Annotated in this window: 14 protein-coding genes; 4 read left to right on the top strand and 10 right to left on the bottom strand. The window is 43.4% G+C overall.

Features of this window, described 5'->3' with window-relative positions:
• Window positions 1-195: 195 nt before the first annotated feature.
• From accA to dnaE, 5 genes are all read right to left on the bottom strand, one after another.
• Complete coding sequence (gene accA, locus H513_RS0117865; RefSeq protein WP_026801940.1) at window positions 196-1,158, bottom strand: acetyl-CoA carboxylase carboxyl transferase subunit alpha; 963 nt, start codon at window positions 1,156-1,158, stop codon at window positions 196-198.
• Entirely contained in the window at window positions 1,155-2,015 is an 861-nt protein-coding gene (gene accD, locus H513_RS0117860; RefSeq protein ID WP_026801939.1) for an acetyl-CoA carboxylase, carboxyltransferase subunit beta, read from the bottom strand. The genes accA and accD overlap by 4 nt, the downstream gene beginning before the upstream one ends.
• 97 nt (window positions 2,016-2,112) lie before the next feature.
• Window positions 2,113-2,730, bottom strand: a complete 618-nt coding sequence (locus H513_RS20670; RefSeq protein ID WP_036769088.1) for a FadR/GntR family transcriptional regulator — start codon at window positions 2,728-2,730, stop codon at window positions 2,113-2,115.
• A gap of 68 nt (window positions 2,731-2,798) precedes the next feature.
• Window positions 2,799-4,037 (bottom strand): NADP-dependent malic enzyme, encoded by a 1,239-nt coding sequence (ystJ, locus tag H513_RS0117850; protein ID WP_026801938.1) that lies wholly within the window; start codon window positions 4,035-4,037, stop codon window positions 2,799-2,801.
• 140 nt (window positions 4,038-4,177) lie between these two features.
• Window positions 4,178-7,585: a DNA polymerase III subunit alpha gene (gene dnaE, locus H513_RS0117845; RefSeq protein ID WP_231572061.1), complete on the bottom strand. Its 3,408-nt coding sequence runs from the start codon at window positions 7,583-7,585 to the stop codon at window positions 4,178-4,180.
• Between the two features lie 82 nt (window positions 7,586-7,667).
• Here dnaE and ytrH point away from each other — a divergent pair, with 82 nt between their 5' ends.
• The 3 genes from ytrH to H513_RS0117830 all read left to right on the top strand — a co-directional run bounded on the left by ytrH (window position 7,668) and on the right by H513_RS0117830 (window position 8,804).
• A complete protein-coding gene (gene ytrH / locus H513_RS0117840) occupies window positions 7,668-8,000 on the top strand; it encodes a sporulation membrane protein YtrH (protein WP_026801936.1) in 333 nt (110 codons plus the stop codon).
• A gap of 1 nt (window position 8,001) precedes the next feature.
• Window positions 8,002-8,511 (top strand): sporulation membrane protein YtrI, encoded by a 510-nt coding sequence (gene ytrI, locus H513_RS0117835; protein WP_026801935.1) that lies wholly within the window; start codon window positions 8,002-8,004, stop codon window positions 8,509-8,511.
• A 98-nt stretch (window positions 8,512-8,609) separates the two neighbouring features.
• Window positions 8,610-8,804: a YtzJ family protein gene (locus H513_RS0117830; RefSeq protein WP_026801934.1), complete on the top strand. Its 195-nt coding sequence runs from the start codon at window positions 8,610-8,612 to the stop codon at window positions 8,802-8,804.
• Between the two features lie 48 nt (window positions 8,805-8,852).
• On the opposite strand, the gene H513_RS0117825 is transcribed toward H513_RS0117830, so the two are convergent.
• Complete coding sequence (locus H513_RS0117825) at window positions 8,853-9,797, bottom strand: DHH family phosphoesterase (protein WP_026801933.1); 945 nt, start codon at window positions 9,795-9,797, stop codon at window positions 8,853-8,855.
• A 142-nt stretch (window positions 9,798-9,939) separates the two neighbouring features.
• Between H513_RS0117825 and H513_RS0117820 the strand changes: the two genes are divergently transcribed.
• Window positions 9,940-10,215 (top strand): YtpI family protein, encoded by a 276-nt coding sequence (locus H513_RS0117820; protein ID WP_051240143.1) that lies wholly within the window; start codon window positions 9,940-9,942, stop codon window positions 10,213-10,215.
• A gap of 73 nt (window positions 10,216-10,288) precedes the next feature.
• Here the strand turns inward: H513_RS0117820 and H513_RS0117815 are convergent, their stop codons facing one another.
• From H513_RS0117815 to H513_RS0117800, 4 genes are all read right to left on the bottom strand, one after another.
• Window positions 10,289-11,599, bottom strand: a complete 1,311-nt coding sequence (locus tag H513_RS0117815; RefSeq protein WP_026801931.1) for a CBS domain-containing protein — start codon at window positions 11,597-11,599, stop codon at window positions 10,289-10,291.
• A gap of 82 nt (window positions 11,600-11,681) precedes the next feature.
• Window positions 11,682-11,909: a cytochrome c oxidase subunit II gene (locus H513_RS0117810; protein ID WP_026801930.1), complete on the bottom strand. Its 228-nt coding sequence runs from the start codon at window positions 11,907-11,909 to the stop codon at window positions 11,682-11,684.
• A 61-nt stretch (window positions 11,910-11,970) separates the two neighbouring features.
• A complete protein-coding gene (locus tag H513_RS0117805; protein ID WP_036769084.1) occupies window positions 11,971-12,582 on the bottom strand; it encodes a histidine phosphatase family protein in 612 nt (203 codons plus the stop codon).
• Between the two features lie 52 nt (window positions 12,583-12,634).
• Window positions 12,635-13,318, bottom strand: a complete 684-nt coding sequence (locus tag H513_RS0117800; protein ID WP_026801928.1) for a metal-dependent hydrolase — start codon at window positions 13,316-13,318, stop codon at window positions 12,635-12,637.
• Window positions 13,319-13,389 lie beyond the last annotated feature (71 nt).

Here is a 13,389-nt window from a genome sequence, read left to right as displayed (position 1 = left end):
CTCTAAGAATACCATACTTCTTTCATTGCTTCTCTGACAACTAAATTCCCTTTATCGGTTTTCCTAAATCATACGATTCAGGTCAAATGAAGGATGAACCAAAAACTAATTTTACCCTTTCATCATTTATCCGACAACAGGAAAAATGTAAAAACAAAAAACATAGACGTGCAACAAGGCTGTTGCACGCTCATTTTAGGCTTCATCTCCGCGATATGCACCTATCTTTTTATATTTTTCCCATCTTTGTTCAAGTAATTCATCTTCTGGCAAGGCTAGTAATTCTTTCATACTACGCTCGATTGTTTGACGAATATGACGGGATTGAAGCGCTACATCACGATGAGCCCCACCTTTAGGTTCTGAAATAATATCATCAATTACATCCAGCTTCTTCAAGTCATAAGATGTAATCATCATCGTCTCCGCAGCTTTCTGTGCTAACGTTGAATCTTTCCATAATAACGCTGCCGCACCTTCTGGTGAGATTACAGAGTATGTGGAATTCTCAAGCATATGCAGACGGTCACCTACACTTAACGCTAAGGCGCCTCCGCTTCCACCTTCGCCAATAACGATACAAATGATTGGAACCGTGATTCCAGCCATCTCCATAAGGTTCTTCGCAATGGCTTCACTCTGACCGCGTTCCTCGGCGGCTTTCCCTGGATATGCACCCTTCGTATCGATGAAGCAAATAATCGGTCGATTAAATTTCTCCGCTTGCTTCATATGACGCAACGCCTTTCGATAGCCTTCTGGGTGAGGCATGCCGAAATTACGTCGAAGATTCTCTTTCGTGTCTTTCCCACGCTGGTGACCAATAACTGTTATAGGCCGACCGTCAAACTTAGCAATTCCAGATACAATCGCTTCGTCGTCACCGTAGAGTCGGTCTCCATGAAACTCAAGGAAATTTGTAAATAAGTGCTCAATATAATCAAGTGTCGTTGGTCGTTCACCATGACGAGCCATTTGAACTCGGTCCCACGGCTTCATATTCCCATACACATCTTGCTCAAGCTTTGCCAATCGTTCCTCAAGTGTTTGAATTTCTTCAGTTAAGTCAATATCACTATCAGCTGTGAAATTTTTGAGCTCTGAGATCTTTTCTTTTAATTCCATAACAGGCTTTTCAAATTCTAAGACTTGTTTCATACCTCGTCTCCTCCTGTTGTGTGGATATCGAGTATCGTACTTAATGTTTCTTTCATGTCATGACGATGGATGACTTGGTCGAGCTGGCCATGTTTAAGGAGGAATTCAGCTGTTTGAAAGTCTTCAGGTAGTTCCTCTCTTATCGTTTGTTCGATAATGCGTCGGCCCGCAAACCCGATTAATGCACCTGGTTCTGCAAAGTTGTAGTCTCCAATTGACGCAAAGCTTGCAGAAACCCCTCCTGTTGTGGGATGGGTCATGACTGAGATCATTAAACCTCCTGCTTCACTAAAACGCTTGATGGCTACAGACGTTTTGGTCATCTGCATGAGACTTAGCACGCCTTCTTGCATTCTCGCCCCACCACTTGCTGTAAAGATGATAAATGGAAGATTGTCTTTACGAGCTTGCTCAATTGCTCTTGCAATCTTCTCGCCCACAACAGAGCCCATACTTCCCATTCGGAAGCGCGCATCCATCACAGCTAGAGCAGTCTCTACGCCTTCAATCGAACCTTTACCAGTTACGACAGCTTCATTAAGCCCTGTCTTTTCTCGGTCTTTCTGAACCTTCTCCTCGTAACCTGGGAATTGAAGCGGGTTATCAGATAATAGTCCTTGGTCCCACTCTGTAAAGGTGCCTTCTTCTACTAAGCCTTCAATCCGCTCGTATGCGGATAGTTGATGGTGGAAATCACAATTTGGGCATACGTTTTGAGCTTTACTTAGCTCTTTACGGTAGAAAATTTTCTGGCAGTTTGGGCATTTTTGCATGAGCCCTTCTGGGATATCTTGCTTCGCCTCTTCACGGGGAATCGACGCATATTTTTTCTTCTTGCTAAAAAAGTCCTTAAGCAAGGTAATTCCTCCTTTAGACCACATAAAGCTTGTCTCTCTATACTTTAATGCAAAACCAGTAAAAGTACTGTAGAATTTTGTCTTTTACCTATGGTCATTATTCTTCATAGAGAGCGGAACATAAGTCGTTAATGTCCTGCTCGTTTTTCCTTTTTAGCGCCTCTAAAAGGGCGGTATATGTGCGTATTTCATAGACTGGCTGATGAACAGTCTTTGAGAACTCCTCCATCAATCTCCAAATTCTATAAAATAGGTCATTATCCAACACCTCGAAGAGTAATGAAAAAAATTCGAAATGAATGGTATCAGACGACTCCTCGAATTCCTTCAGAAGTTTCTCTAATTGCATGAAATGAGAGGAGTCCAACCGTTCCATCGCTTGTTTAGCTGCTTCTTTCTCCACAATATACTTCGTTTGCTTCAAATTATCCTTCGTCTTCCCTTGTTGAAGAATAAAGGCAGATAGAAGTTCAACCATATGGTACGGACTGTAAGCCCTTAGGAAGGTTCCTTCTCCACGACGGGTTTCAATAAGCCCAAGAAGTTCCATTGCTCGTAACGCTTCCCGCACCGAAGATCTGGAGGCAACAAGTTGTTCAGCCATTTCACGCTCAGATGGAAGTTTGTCACCAGGGACAAGCTCTTGAATTTCAATAAGTCGTCTGATCTCATTCAAAACCTCTTCATAAACTTTCGATTTTGATTGAGTTGACACAGACAGGATCACTCCTCTTTGTACACAAGTAAACAGGGGAGAAAGGACACTTCCTCCCCAGTCTTTACTTATGACTCTTCAATTAATGCAAGTTGACGCGTTTTCTCCGCCACTTCTGCTGGGTCGACTTGTCGTCTTGCAACACCAGAATCCATCGCAGCTTTCGCTACTGCAGCCGCAACTGCAGGTGCGACACGCGTATCAAATGGAGCTGGAATTACGTAATCTGGACTTAGCTCGTCCTCACTTACCAAGGAGGCAATCGCTTCCGCTGCAGCAATCTTCATCTTCTCGTTGATGCGAGTTGCTCGTACGTCCAATGCACCTCTGAAGATACCTGGGAAAGCCAGTACATTATTGACTTGGTTCGGAAAGTCTGAGCGACCTGTCCCAATGACTTTCGCTCCCGCTTCTTTCGCATCCTCTGGTAGGATTTCAGGGTCAGGGTTGGCCATTGCGAAGATGGTCGGATTGTCATTCATGCTTTCCACCATTTCCTTCGACAATAAATTACCAATTGATACGCCAATGAATACATCCGTTCCCTGTAATACAGACGCAAGATCTCCATCTTTACGGTCTTTGTTCGTAATCTTAGCAATTTCTTCTTTCACGTCATTCATTCCGTAGTCGCGACCTTCATAAATCGCACCTTTGGAATCACACATAATCATGTCACGAACGCCGAAATGATAAAGAAGCTTTATAATTGCTATACCCGCAGCCCCAGCGCCGTTAATAACGACTTTCAAATCTGAGAATTGTTTATTTGTTAACTTCATCGAATTCATTAGACCCGCTACTGTAACGATGGCTGTCCCATGCTGGTCATCATGGAAGATTGGAATATTTGTTTCCTTCTTTAAGCGGTCTTCAATAATGAAACAGTTCGGAGCAGCAATATCTTCAAGGTTGACTCCACCGAAAGTTGGCTCCATACGTTTGACTGTTTCTACAATTTCATCTATGTCACTTGTATTTAAACAAATTGGAAATGCATCTACTCCAGCAAAGCTCTTAAATAGAGCTGCCTTTCCTTCCATTACAGGAAGAGAAGCTTCTGGACCGATATTTCCTAATCCGAGTACAGCTGAACCGTCGCTGACAACCGCAACCATGTTCCCCTTCATCGTGTAGTCATAGACTGACTCCTTGTGGTCGTAAATCTCCTTACACGGTTCTGCAACTCCCGGAGAGTAAGCTAGACTCAAATCCTTTTTGTTCTTAATTGGAACTTTAGAATGAGTGGCTAATTTCCCCTTATTAACCCGGTGAATATGTAATGCTTCTTCACGTAGATTACTCAACAATAACCCGCTCCTTTATCAATCATCACAAAGATTGTTTGACGCTTCACATAGTGGTCAGACCACTAACATACCTCATTATAACAAAACCATTATGCCTGTAAAGTATAGAGTCAGTTGCTAGAAGAAATAGGAATGCGCTACTTTAGCACCACATTCCGATCTCCTAGTAATTGCTTAAATTGACTTAACGCTTCTTCAGTTGGGTTTACGAGAAAGGCACGTTGCAAGGCATATGTCTCCTTCGTACTCGCATGGTGAACAATAATAGAGGTTTGACCTGGAGATGCCTCGGCTATTTTCTTAATCCCCTTCAGTTTCGCCTCATCTTCCTCCACGATCTTCAAGAAGAGTCGAGGTTCTGGTTGAGCGACTAGTGCCGTTTCATCAAAAGGTAGAATGTGATCCACAATCCACTGCTTGGAACCATTCCGTTCCTCTATCCTCCCCTCAAGGGAAACGAGCATTTCTTCTGAGAGCCACTTTCTTGCTTCTCGAAATAAGTCAGGAAATAGAACGCCTTCCATCTCCGTCTCTTCATCACTTAGGGTTATAAAGGCCATTGGGTCACCACGTTTTGTTCGGATCGTCTTTAAGTTCTGTAACACAGCAACGCTCTTCATTTTCTTCTTAGGTTGTGCTAGTTTCGCCTTTTTTAACGATTGATAGTGATTCTCCTTTAACAGCGACCGGTAGGAATGGAGAGGGTGGGAGGAAATATACATCCCAAGCACATCTTTCTCCATAGAGAGAGCTTTCAGCAAGGGAAACGGTTCAACTTCGACATATGTACCATCGAGCTCAAAGTCATCTCCAAATAACGACTCTTGTTCGTTCGCTTCACTAAATAACTCTCCTTGTTCCATAGCATGAGGAACACTAGCAAGCAGGGACGCTCGGTTAGAATACGTGTCATCGAAGCACCCTGCCATGATTAACGACTCTAGCACGGTCTGGTTCATTACTTTCAATGAAACTCGCCTGCAGAAATCGAATAGATTACGGAATGGCTTCCCTTTACGGGCTCGGACAATCTCTTGAATGACGGGCTTTCCGATCCCTTTAATCATTGATAAACCTAGTCTTACAGATTTCCCTTCTACCGTGAACTTCCCGAAGCTTTGATTAATCGAAGGCGGCCGGATTACAATCCCCATTTCAGCCGCTTCTCTCATATACATGGAGATCTTATCCTCTTGGCCAGCCACAGAACTCATTAACTCCGCCAGAAAATGATGTGGGTAATTCGCTTTCAAGAAGGCAAGCTGATATGAAATCACACTATATGCGACAGCGTGACTACGGTTAAAGCCGTAGTTTGAGAAGCGTACAATCCACTCATACATCTCTTCTGCTACATTCTTTGAATACCCTTTAGAGTAGCAGCCATCTACGAATGTCTGCTTCTGTTCGGCTAACGTGTCATAATCCTTCTTACTGACGGCGCGTCTTAATACGTCTGCCTCACCAAGTGAAAGTCCAGCCAACTGGTTGGCGATTTGCATGATTTGTTCTTGATACACGAGCACTCCATACGTTTTGTCCAATATAGGTTTTAGGTCTGGATGTGGGTAGGACACAGCCTCTTCCCCGTGCTTCCTCTTAATATAAGTTGGAATAAATTCAAGTGGCCCCGGTCGATACAATGCGTTGACTGCTACGATGTCTTCAAAGTGGTTTGGCTTTAGTCTTTGCAACACATCTTTCATCCCTCTTGATTCGAGCTGAAACACACCTGAAGTCTGCCCATTTCGCAGCAATTCAAACGTTCGTTCGTCTTCCTCTTCCTTCTTCGCATGGAATGGCGACCGCCCCGTTGTTCGTTCAATCCCATTCGTTATTCTTTCCATCAAAGTTAAATTTCTTAACCCTAAGAAATCCATCTTCAACAGACCAACCCGTTCCAAATCATTCATCGCAAGCTGCGTTAAAGGAACCCCTTCATGCCCTTTCGTTAAAGCCACGTGTTTCATAAGTGGCTGTTCACTAATCACCACTCCGGCGGCATGAGTAGATGCATGACGGGGAAGTCCTTCTAATTTGCTTGCAATCCTGAACATTTGCTTTAACTGTTGTGACTGACTGACATATTCCTGCAAGTCACCATTTTCCCTAACAATACTTGCAACAGATTGAGAGGACTGTTGTGGGATATACTTCATTAGGTAGGCTAACTCTTGTTGGTCTACTCCCATTGACTTAGACAGTTCTCTGATTAGAGATCGTGCACCATAGGTACCAAATGTGATAATTTGGGCAACGTGATCTTGTCCATACTTGTTTGCAACATATTGAATAACCTCATCACGTCGGACGTCAGAAAAGTCGATATCAATATCCGGCATCGTGACGCGCTCAGGGTTTAGGAAACGTTCAAACAATAACTCGTAACGAATCGGGTCTACATCAGTAATACCGAGTAAGTAAGCAACGAGTGAACCCGCCGCAGAGCCACGTCCAGGGCCCGTCAGGATTCCTTCCTTACGACTGAACGCCATGAAATCCCATACAATTAAGAAATAGTCGCTAAAACCCATCGACTGAATGACGTCCAATTCGTAAGTCATTCGTTCCTCATGAACTGCGGTCACAGATGAACCATAACGCTTTGATAGCCCTCTTTCACACAACTGCTTTAAATAGTCGCTGCTCGCTAAGCCATCAGGAGTAGGATACTTTGGCAACATTCGTTCATTAAATGATAGTTCGAGCTTGCACTGTTCGGCAATCTCCACCGTTCTTTGTAAGTATTCCGGCTTCCACTCCCCGTATAGAGAATAGAGTTCTTGTTTCGATTTCAAATGCCGGTTTTTAACCGTGTAGTCCTCAATTTGGCCCGACCATTTACGGTTATCCCGTAAGGCTTGAAGGCTATCAAACACATAATCGTCGTCTTTGTTTAAATAACGCACATCATTCATCGCAACAACAGACAAATCAATCAGTGATTCAACTTGCTCCATCGCTACTTGTAGATGGCGCTCTTCTTCTAGTCCATGATCTTCAATACCTAAGTACAAATCACCTTGCTGGAAACGCTCTTTCCACTCTAGAATTTCCTGCTGCAACAAGTCATGTCGCCCTTGTAGAATAGGCTGATGAACGGAAGACTGTAAGACATTTAAGACACCAATCGTCCCTTCTGTATAAGGACGAAGCTCTCGACGTTCCACAGTTCCTTGCTCGCTCATTTGCAGATAACTACTTAATTGAACGAGGTTCTCATACCCTTGCCTATCCTTGGCAAGTAACACAAGCGAATCCGTTCCCTCATCGCCCGTCTCCACTTCAACTTTCAATCCAATAATGGGCTTAATCCCTTGATTTATACACTCTTGATAGAAGGAAACCGTTCCGTGCATAACTCCTTCGTCGGTGAGTGCAATGGCTGTATAGCCTTCTTGTTTTGCTTTTTGAACTAATTTATCTATTGTAATCGTACTTTTCATCAGGCTATATCCACTAATGACTTGTAGGTGGACAAATTCCATAGTAACTCCCGCCTCTTGTTCGATTGTTTCTCTATTATAGCTCATAATGAATTTCAAATGAAACGATGACATACGACAGCTGTGTCATCCATACACTGGTACTAGGGAATCTAGGACAAGTTCGTAAGGAGCATGCCGCATGGAAGAACGATTTATCGCTTCTGCATTTCAATGTTATTTCATTGCATTAGGCGTTGTCATTGGCGGCTCATTGATCGGTAGCATGGCTGCATTCGTAATTGGAGACGCCCCACTAACAGCCATGTCTCGAATTGCGAAGAGCTTACGCATATGGGCCGTCGTAGCTGCAATAGGCGGGACATTCGATGCAATCTCAAACATTGAACGAGGAATCTTACAAGGTTCTACCATTGACCTTGTGAAACAATCGTTACTTATTGTATTTGCAATGGGCGGGGTACAATCCGCCATTCTGATTATTAGTTGGATGATTCAAGAGGAGATTGATTAACATGCACATCCCTCCATACTATAAACGACCTAGTTGGCAGCGTTTCTTCGCAGGTGTATTCATAGGTGGGATTGTAGCATTTGGATTATTCCTTTACATGTATGGATCTCTAGCGGAGAAATGGGTGGAAGAAAACCTTGCCTTGGAGGCGAAGGTGAAAGACTTGGAGTTCGAGCTTGAAGTATTAAATAAAGATAAAGAAGAAATGAACAAAGAACAAAAAGAGTTGGTTACCATCCAGGAGATTGAAGTCAACTTTACAAACGACAAAGAATTAAAGCTTGACCGTCTAATCAGTCATCAACTCAAAGAAATGATTAAAAACGAAATTCGCCACGTCATCGGACAAAGTATACAGTCAATCTCAGATAGTCGGACATTGCTTATTTCAGCCATTCAGCACAAGAAATATGAGGTGGATGATTTGAAGTACAACGTTCACGTTGACCACTTAACGATTGGCCCCACGCTCTCCCTTTCAATAAAGCTAAGCGTAACCAGTTCTCCATAAGAATTCGTACATTTTGTTAAATTTTCAGAAAACTATATCCGCGTAGGCACTCATCTAATACAATAGAGATAAGGCTAAATGAAATGGGGGTGAGTCGCATGCTCTACATGAACCCTAGCACAATGGTTCACGACAAAATTGAGCGTTTACTTAAAGGGCAAACTGCCTATGCAGAGTCGAAGGAACTGATACGCCTACTTAAGCGCGAGGTCGAGAAACGTGGAATTTCTGTTTACATTGACGACACAAATAATGGGTGTTGGTTTATCCCGAAGGAAAAGAAAGCCCAATAATAGAGAAGAAGGGTCGTGTACGCATACACAGACCCTATTTTATTTCGCTTAGGATTCGTGCGTTCTACATACCTCTTCTAAATCGGCAAGAACGTTCTCAACATCTTCCCATTTGTATATCGTCGCTCCTGAAGCCATCGGATGGCCTCCGCCGTTGTATTTGGCTGCAATGTCGTTAATGACTGGTCCCTTTGAACGTAAGCGTACACGAATTAATTCTTCTTCTTCGACGAAGATTACCCACGACTTTATGCCATCAATGTCGCCTAGAGTCCCAACCAATTTAGACGTTTGGGAAGGAGTGATGTCATATTTCGTTAAGATATCAGTGGTAATCTTCACATGAGCAAGTCCAGAGGAAGACATCGTGAAATTCTGTAGCATGTACCCTTTAAGGTGAGCAACAGCATGTTCCATCTTATACAACTCGTTATACAATGCAGAGCGGTCAAACGAATACGTAGCTAACTCAGCTGCATATTGGAAAGTCTTCTTCGTTGTACTTGGAAATAGAAAACGGCCTGTGTCGCCTACGATGCCAGCGTACAACAAGCGGGCAACCTCATCCGTCATAGTAAGCTTGTCACTCGCCGCTTCGTACATCTCATAAATCATCTCGCTAGTGGAACTTGCATTCGTATCGACCCACATGAGATCCCCGTATTCATCTACCGTAGGATGATGGTCAATCTTCACAAGATAGTTCCCTGTATGATAACGTTCATCGCTTATGCGTTCTCGGTTAGCTGTATCACATACAACGACAAGCGCCTCTTCATAAACGTCATCGGCTACTTCATCCATCTCAACTAAGAATGTTAAGGAAGGGTCCTCTTCTCCAGCGAGATAGACGCGTTTGTCAGGGTAGCTTGCTTGTATCATCTTACCAAGACCTGCTTGGGAGCCTAGTGCATCTGGGTCTGGACGCACATGTCGATGGATTATAATCGTATCAAATTTCTCAATCTGCTCTAAAATCATAGACTTCGTCATAGAACTCTCCTTATAGATACTTGTACTATCATTTAATCATACCCAACTATAAATCGGTAGAAAAAAATGAAAATTACAGCTACAATACGTAGTAGGATGGGGAAACTTCAAGAGAAAGGACAGAGAGGGCTTGTTTTTATTTGTGTTACTAATCATTTTGTCCATTACCGTGTACTTATACTTTAAGGTTATCATTCTTCGTACGGATGACCCACTTTATCAAGTATATTCAAACTCACGAGCACGCATTGCACTCGGCGTATTTATGATTGCGTTCGGTGCTAATCAGTATGTCTTCTACCAGACAAGACTTGCCTTAGCAATCGCACTTGTCTTCGTTGCCTTAGGAGTCGCTCAATTCGTCTATGGATATCGACGCGCCAAATTCTACAGAAAACAATTAAGAGAACGTACATAAAAAAGCACCTCGCTGTCTATGACGAGCGGGGTGCTTTTTTTTTGGCGATTGAATGGTTCGATGCTGCTACTTGTTAACGATCAATTAATTGAGCCATCAGGAGGGCTTTGCCCACCACACTCTTCTCGTGAAACACTTCAACATCCACCTTCGCAAACTTTCGACCCACTTCTAGTATCTTTGGCTGTATAGAAAGGACACTCTCCAACTGTACAGGCTTAATAAAGTAGACCGAGAGATTCTCTACAACAATGTCTCCCTTTTTGTGCTGATGAAGCATGCGGCTACTCGCTTCTGTAACGAGAGAGGTAAATACCCCGTAAGACAGCGTACCTAATACATTTGTCATTTGAGGGGTAATCGTCACTTCATACATAGGTCCAAGCTCTGTATGTAGTTCCTCAACCTGGCTCGTTATCGAATCTTCAATCGTCTCCCCTACCTGAGGCTGACGTTGCAACTGCTGAAGTGCCTTAAGTACATCTTGCCTAGAGATAATCCCCTTTAGTTTGTGTTGTTGGTCAACTACTGGCATTAACTCAATACCCTCCCACACCATCATATGAGCAGCATTCGCAAGAGAGGTTTGTTGTTTCACGGTCATAGGCTGTTTCGTCATCACTTTGTCAATCGTGATGTCATGAGATTTGCCAATGATGTCTTTGGAAGTCACCATCCCCACAACCTTCATATGAGCATCTACCACTGGATAACGACTATGGGTGGTCTTCTGATTAAGGTCATGCCAGGCTCGAACCGAATCCACTGTATGAAGGTAATACGAGTGTTCAAACGTAGTATAGATATCATCAACAAGGACAATTTCTTTCTTGATTAACTGGTCATAAATGGCTCTATTAATCATCGTCGCTACTGTAAAGGAATCGTAGCTTGTTGAAATGATTGGGAGTTCTTTCTCGTCAGCTAGCTTCTTCACATGCTCATCCGTATCAAAGCCACCTGTAATCAATACGGCAGCGCCTTCCTTCAAAGCCAGTTCATGCGCATTCGTTCGATTCCCTACAATAAGTAACGACCCAGCTTCTGTATACCTCATCATGGCATCAAGCTTCATTGCTCCGATTACGAATTTACTCAACGTTTTATAGAGACCGGCCCGTCCGCCGAGCACTTGACCATCTACAATGTTAATGATCTCAGCAAAGGTAAGCCGCTCGATATTATCTTTCTTCTTCTTCTCAATTCGAATGGTTCCTACACGTTCAATCGTACTAACGGAACCTTGATTCTCAGCTTCCTTGATTGCTCGATAAGCGGTCCCTTCACTTACATCGAGCGCTTTCGCGATTCCTCGTACGGATATCTTTGTTCCAATGGGCAAGGAATCTATGTGTTGCAGAATTTGCTCATGCTTTGTAGCCACGGTCTACTCACCATTCTTTCTGTCACAACTGTACTAGTCGTATAATCTCTTGGTGTTATTATACAGATGAATGGAGTTGGATTCAATTTCTCCCAAGTAAACGCCGCTTTTCTTCTTTCTCATGAAATTGAGGTTTGCTTCTAAACCGCAGTACAATCGCTAAATTAGCCCCTATTACAAGTAGGAAAAATGCTAACCACGCCCCCCAGAAAAGAGTGGCGACCGTACTTCCCTGTACCCCTAAAAATGGCCATGCCATATATAACAAGAAACAAGCGAGCAATATCCGAAGCCACGCATGTTGAATCATCCCCTGTCTCCTCCTTCAACCAATCTTGTCCTACTTTATGCTTGAAGGAAGGGGAAAATGACTAGTCTACCCGATAATGCGAGGTATCTCCCATAAAGAAGATCGAAGGATGTTCTTCTTCGAACGACACTTTAGACAGACTCGTAGGCTGCATATAAGCGCCCTCCCACAACTGCTCAATGTCTTTCTCCTCCAACATAACCTGAAGAACCTTAAGCATTGTGCCATGTGTGACAAACAGAACATGCTCACCTTGATATCGTTCTGAAACATCGTTAATCACATCTGTTACACGCGCATGTACGTCATGGAAACTTTCTCCCCCGTGAGATTGAAACAAATGGGGTTCATTCCAGAAATGATGAGCGGACTCAGGATATTCCTTCTCAATCTCTGCTTTTGTTTTCCCTTCCCATTCCCCCATCGCAATCTCCATAATGCGTTCATCAGTGGAGAGGGGTACATTTAAATATTCATTCACAATACCAGCCGTTTCTTTCGTTCTCTCAGAAGGGCTCGCAACGATATGGTCAATCCTTGTATGCTTCAATCGGTGACCAAGCCAATGGGCTTGTTCCTTCCCAAGCGACGTTAATGGAGAGTTTTGTCTGCCTTGCATACGATGTTCAGTATTCCATTTTGTTTGTCCATGTCTAGTAAAATAAGCAATCATAATTTGTTCTCCTCCCCGAAAAAAGGATGTACCCGAGGGCACATCCACACTTCTATAATTCGATAGATTCTCCTATTGCTAGCGCTTTCCCAATGCCATCTGGTAATCCCTTCGCAAATGCATTACCATCTTGAGCGATTAGTGGCCACGTATTGTAATGTACTGGGACCACCTGCTTTGCCTGAATCCATTGTGCGGCAATTGTAGCGTCTTCAGGCCCCATCGTAAAGTTATCCCCAATCGGAACAAATGCTAAATCAATGTCATTTCGTTCACCAATTAGCTTCATATCAGAGAACAACCCTGTGTCACCCATATGATAGACTGTTTTCCCGTCAATCGTTAACAGAATTCCTCCAGGCATCCCAGTATAGACAATCGATTGATTCTCTTCTTCTGTGAAGCTAGAGCCATGAAAGGCCTGTGTAAATTTAACGGTACCAAAGTCAAATTCGTGTGCACCGCCAATATGCATCGGATGAACGTTCACGCCTTTGAAGCTTAAATACGTTGCGAGCTCTGCTGTAGCTACAACGAGTGCATCATTTCGTTTGGCAATCTCAACCGTGTCTCCGACGTGATCTCCATGTCCATGAGTTAGTAAGATGACATCTGCTTGCACAGAACTCGCATCAAGGTCTGTACCTTCATTTCCATTGATGAATGGATCGAATAAAATTGTTTTCCCATTTGCTTCTACCTTTACGACTGCGTGTCCATGGAACGATACATTCACACTTATCCACTCCCCTGACTAGATTCTTTCCTTATGGCGTTACCCGGAATATGCAGGTACTACGCCCTCTT

The organism is Pontibacillus halophilus JSM 076056 = DSM 19796 (genome assembly GCF_000425205.1).
In the GTDB taxonomy this organism is placed as follows: domain Bacteria; phylum Bacillota; class Bacilli; order Bacillales; family BH030062; genus Pontibacillus_A; species Pontibacillus_A halophilus.
The sequence above is the reverse complement of the archived record's forward strand: the minus strand, read 5'-3'. Positions and strand labels throughout refer to the sequence as shown.

What these genes read in the sequence shown, in the direction of transcription:
- H513_RS0117825 (WP_026801933.1), bottom strand. Translation starts at nt 9,797, where the DNA reads ATGACGAAGTCTATGATTTTAGAGCAGATTGAGAAATTTGATACGATT.
- ytrH (WP_026801936.1), top strand. Translation starts at nt 7,668, where the DNA reads ATGGAAGAACGATTTATCGCTTCTGCATTTCAATGTTATTTCATTGCA.
- H513_RS0117810 (WP_026801930.1), bottom strand. Translation starts at nt 11,909, where the DNA reads ATGATTCAACATGCGTGGCTTCGGATATTGCTCGCTTGTTTCTTGTTA.
- ytrI (WP_026801935.1), top strand. Translation starts at nt 8,002, where the DNA reads ATGCACATCCCTCCATACTATAAACGACCTAGTTGGCAGCGTTTCTTC.
- H513_RS0117805 (WP_036769084.1), bottom strand. Translation starts at nt 12,582, where the DNA reads ATGATTGCTTATTTTACTAGACATGGACAAACAAAATGGAATACTGAA.
- accA (WP_026801940.1), bottom strand. Translation starts at nt 1,158, where the DNA reads ATGAAACAAGTCTTAGAATTTGAAAAGCCTGTTATGGAATTAAAAGAA.
- H513_RS0117830 (WP_026801934.1), top strand. Translation starts at nt 8,610, where the DNA reads ATGCTCTACATGAACCCTAGCACAATGGTTCACGACAAAATTGAGCGT.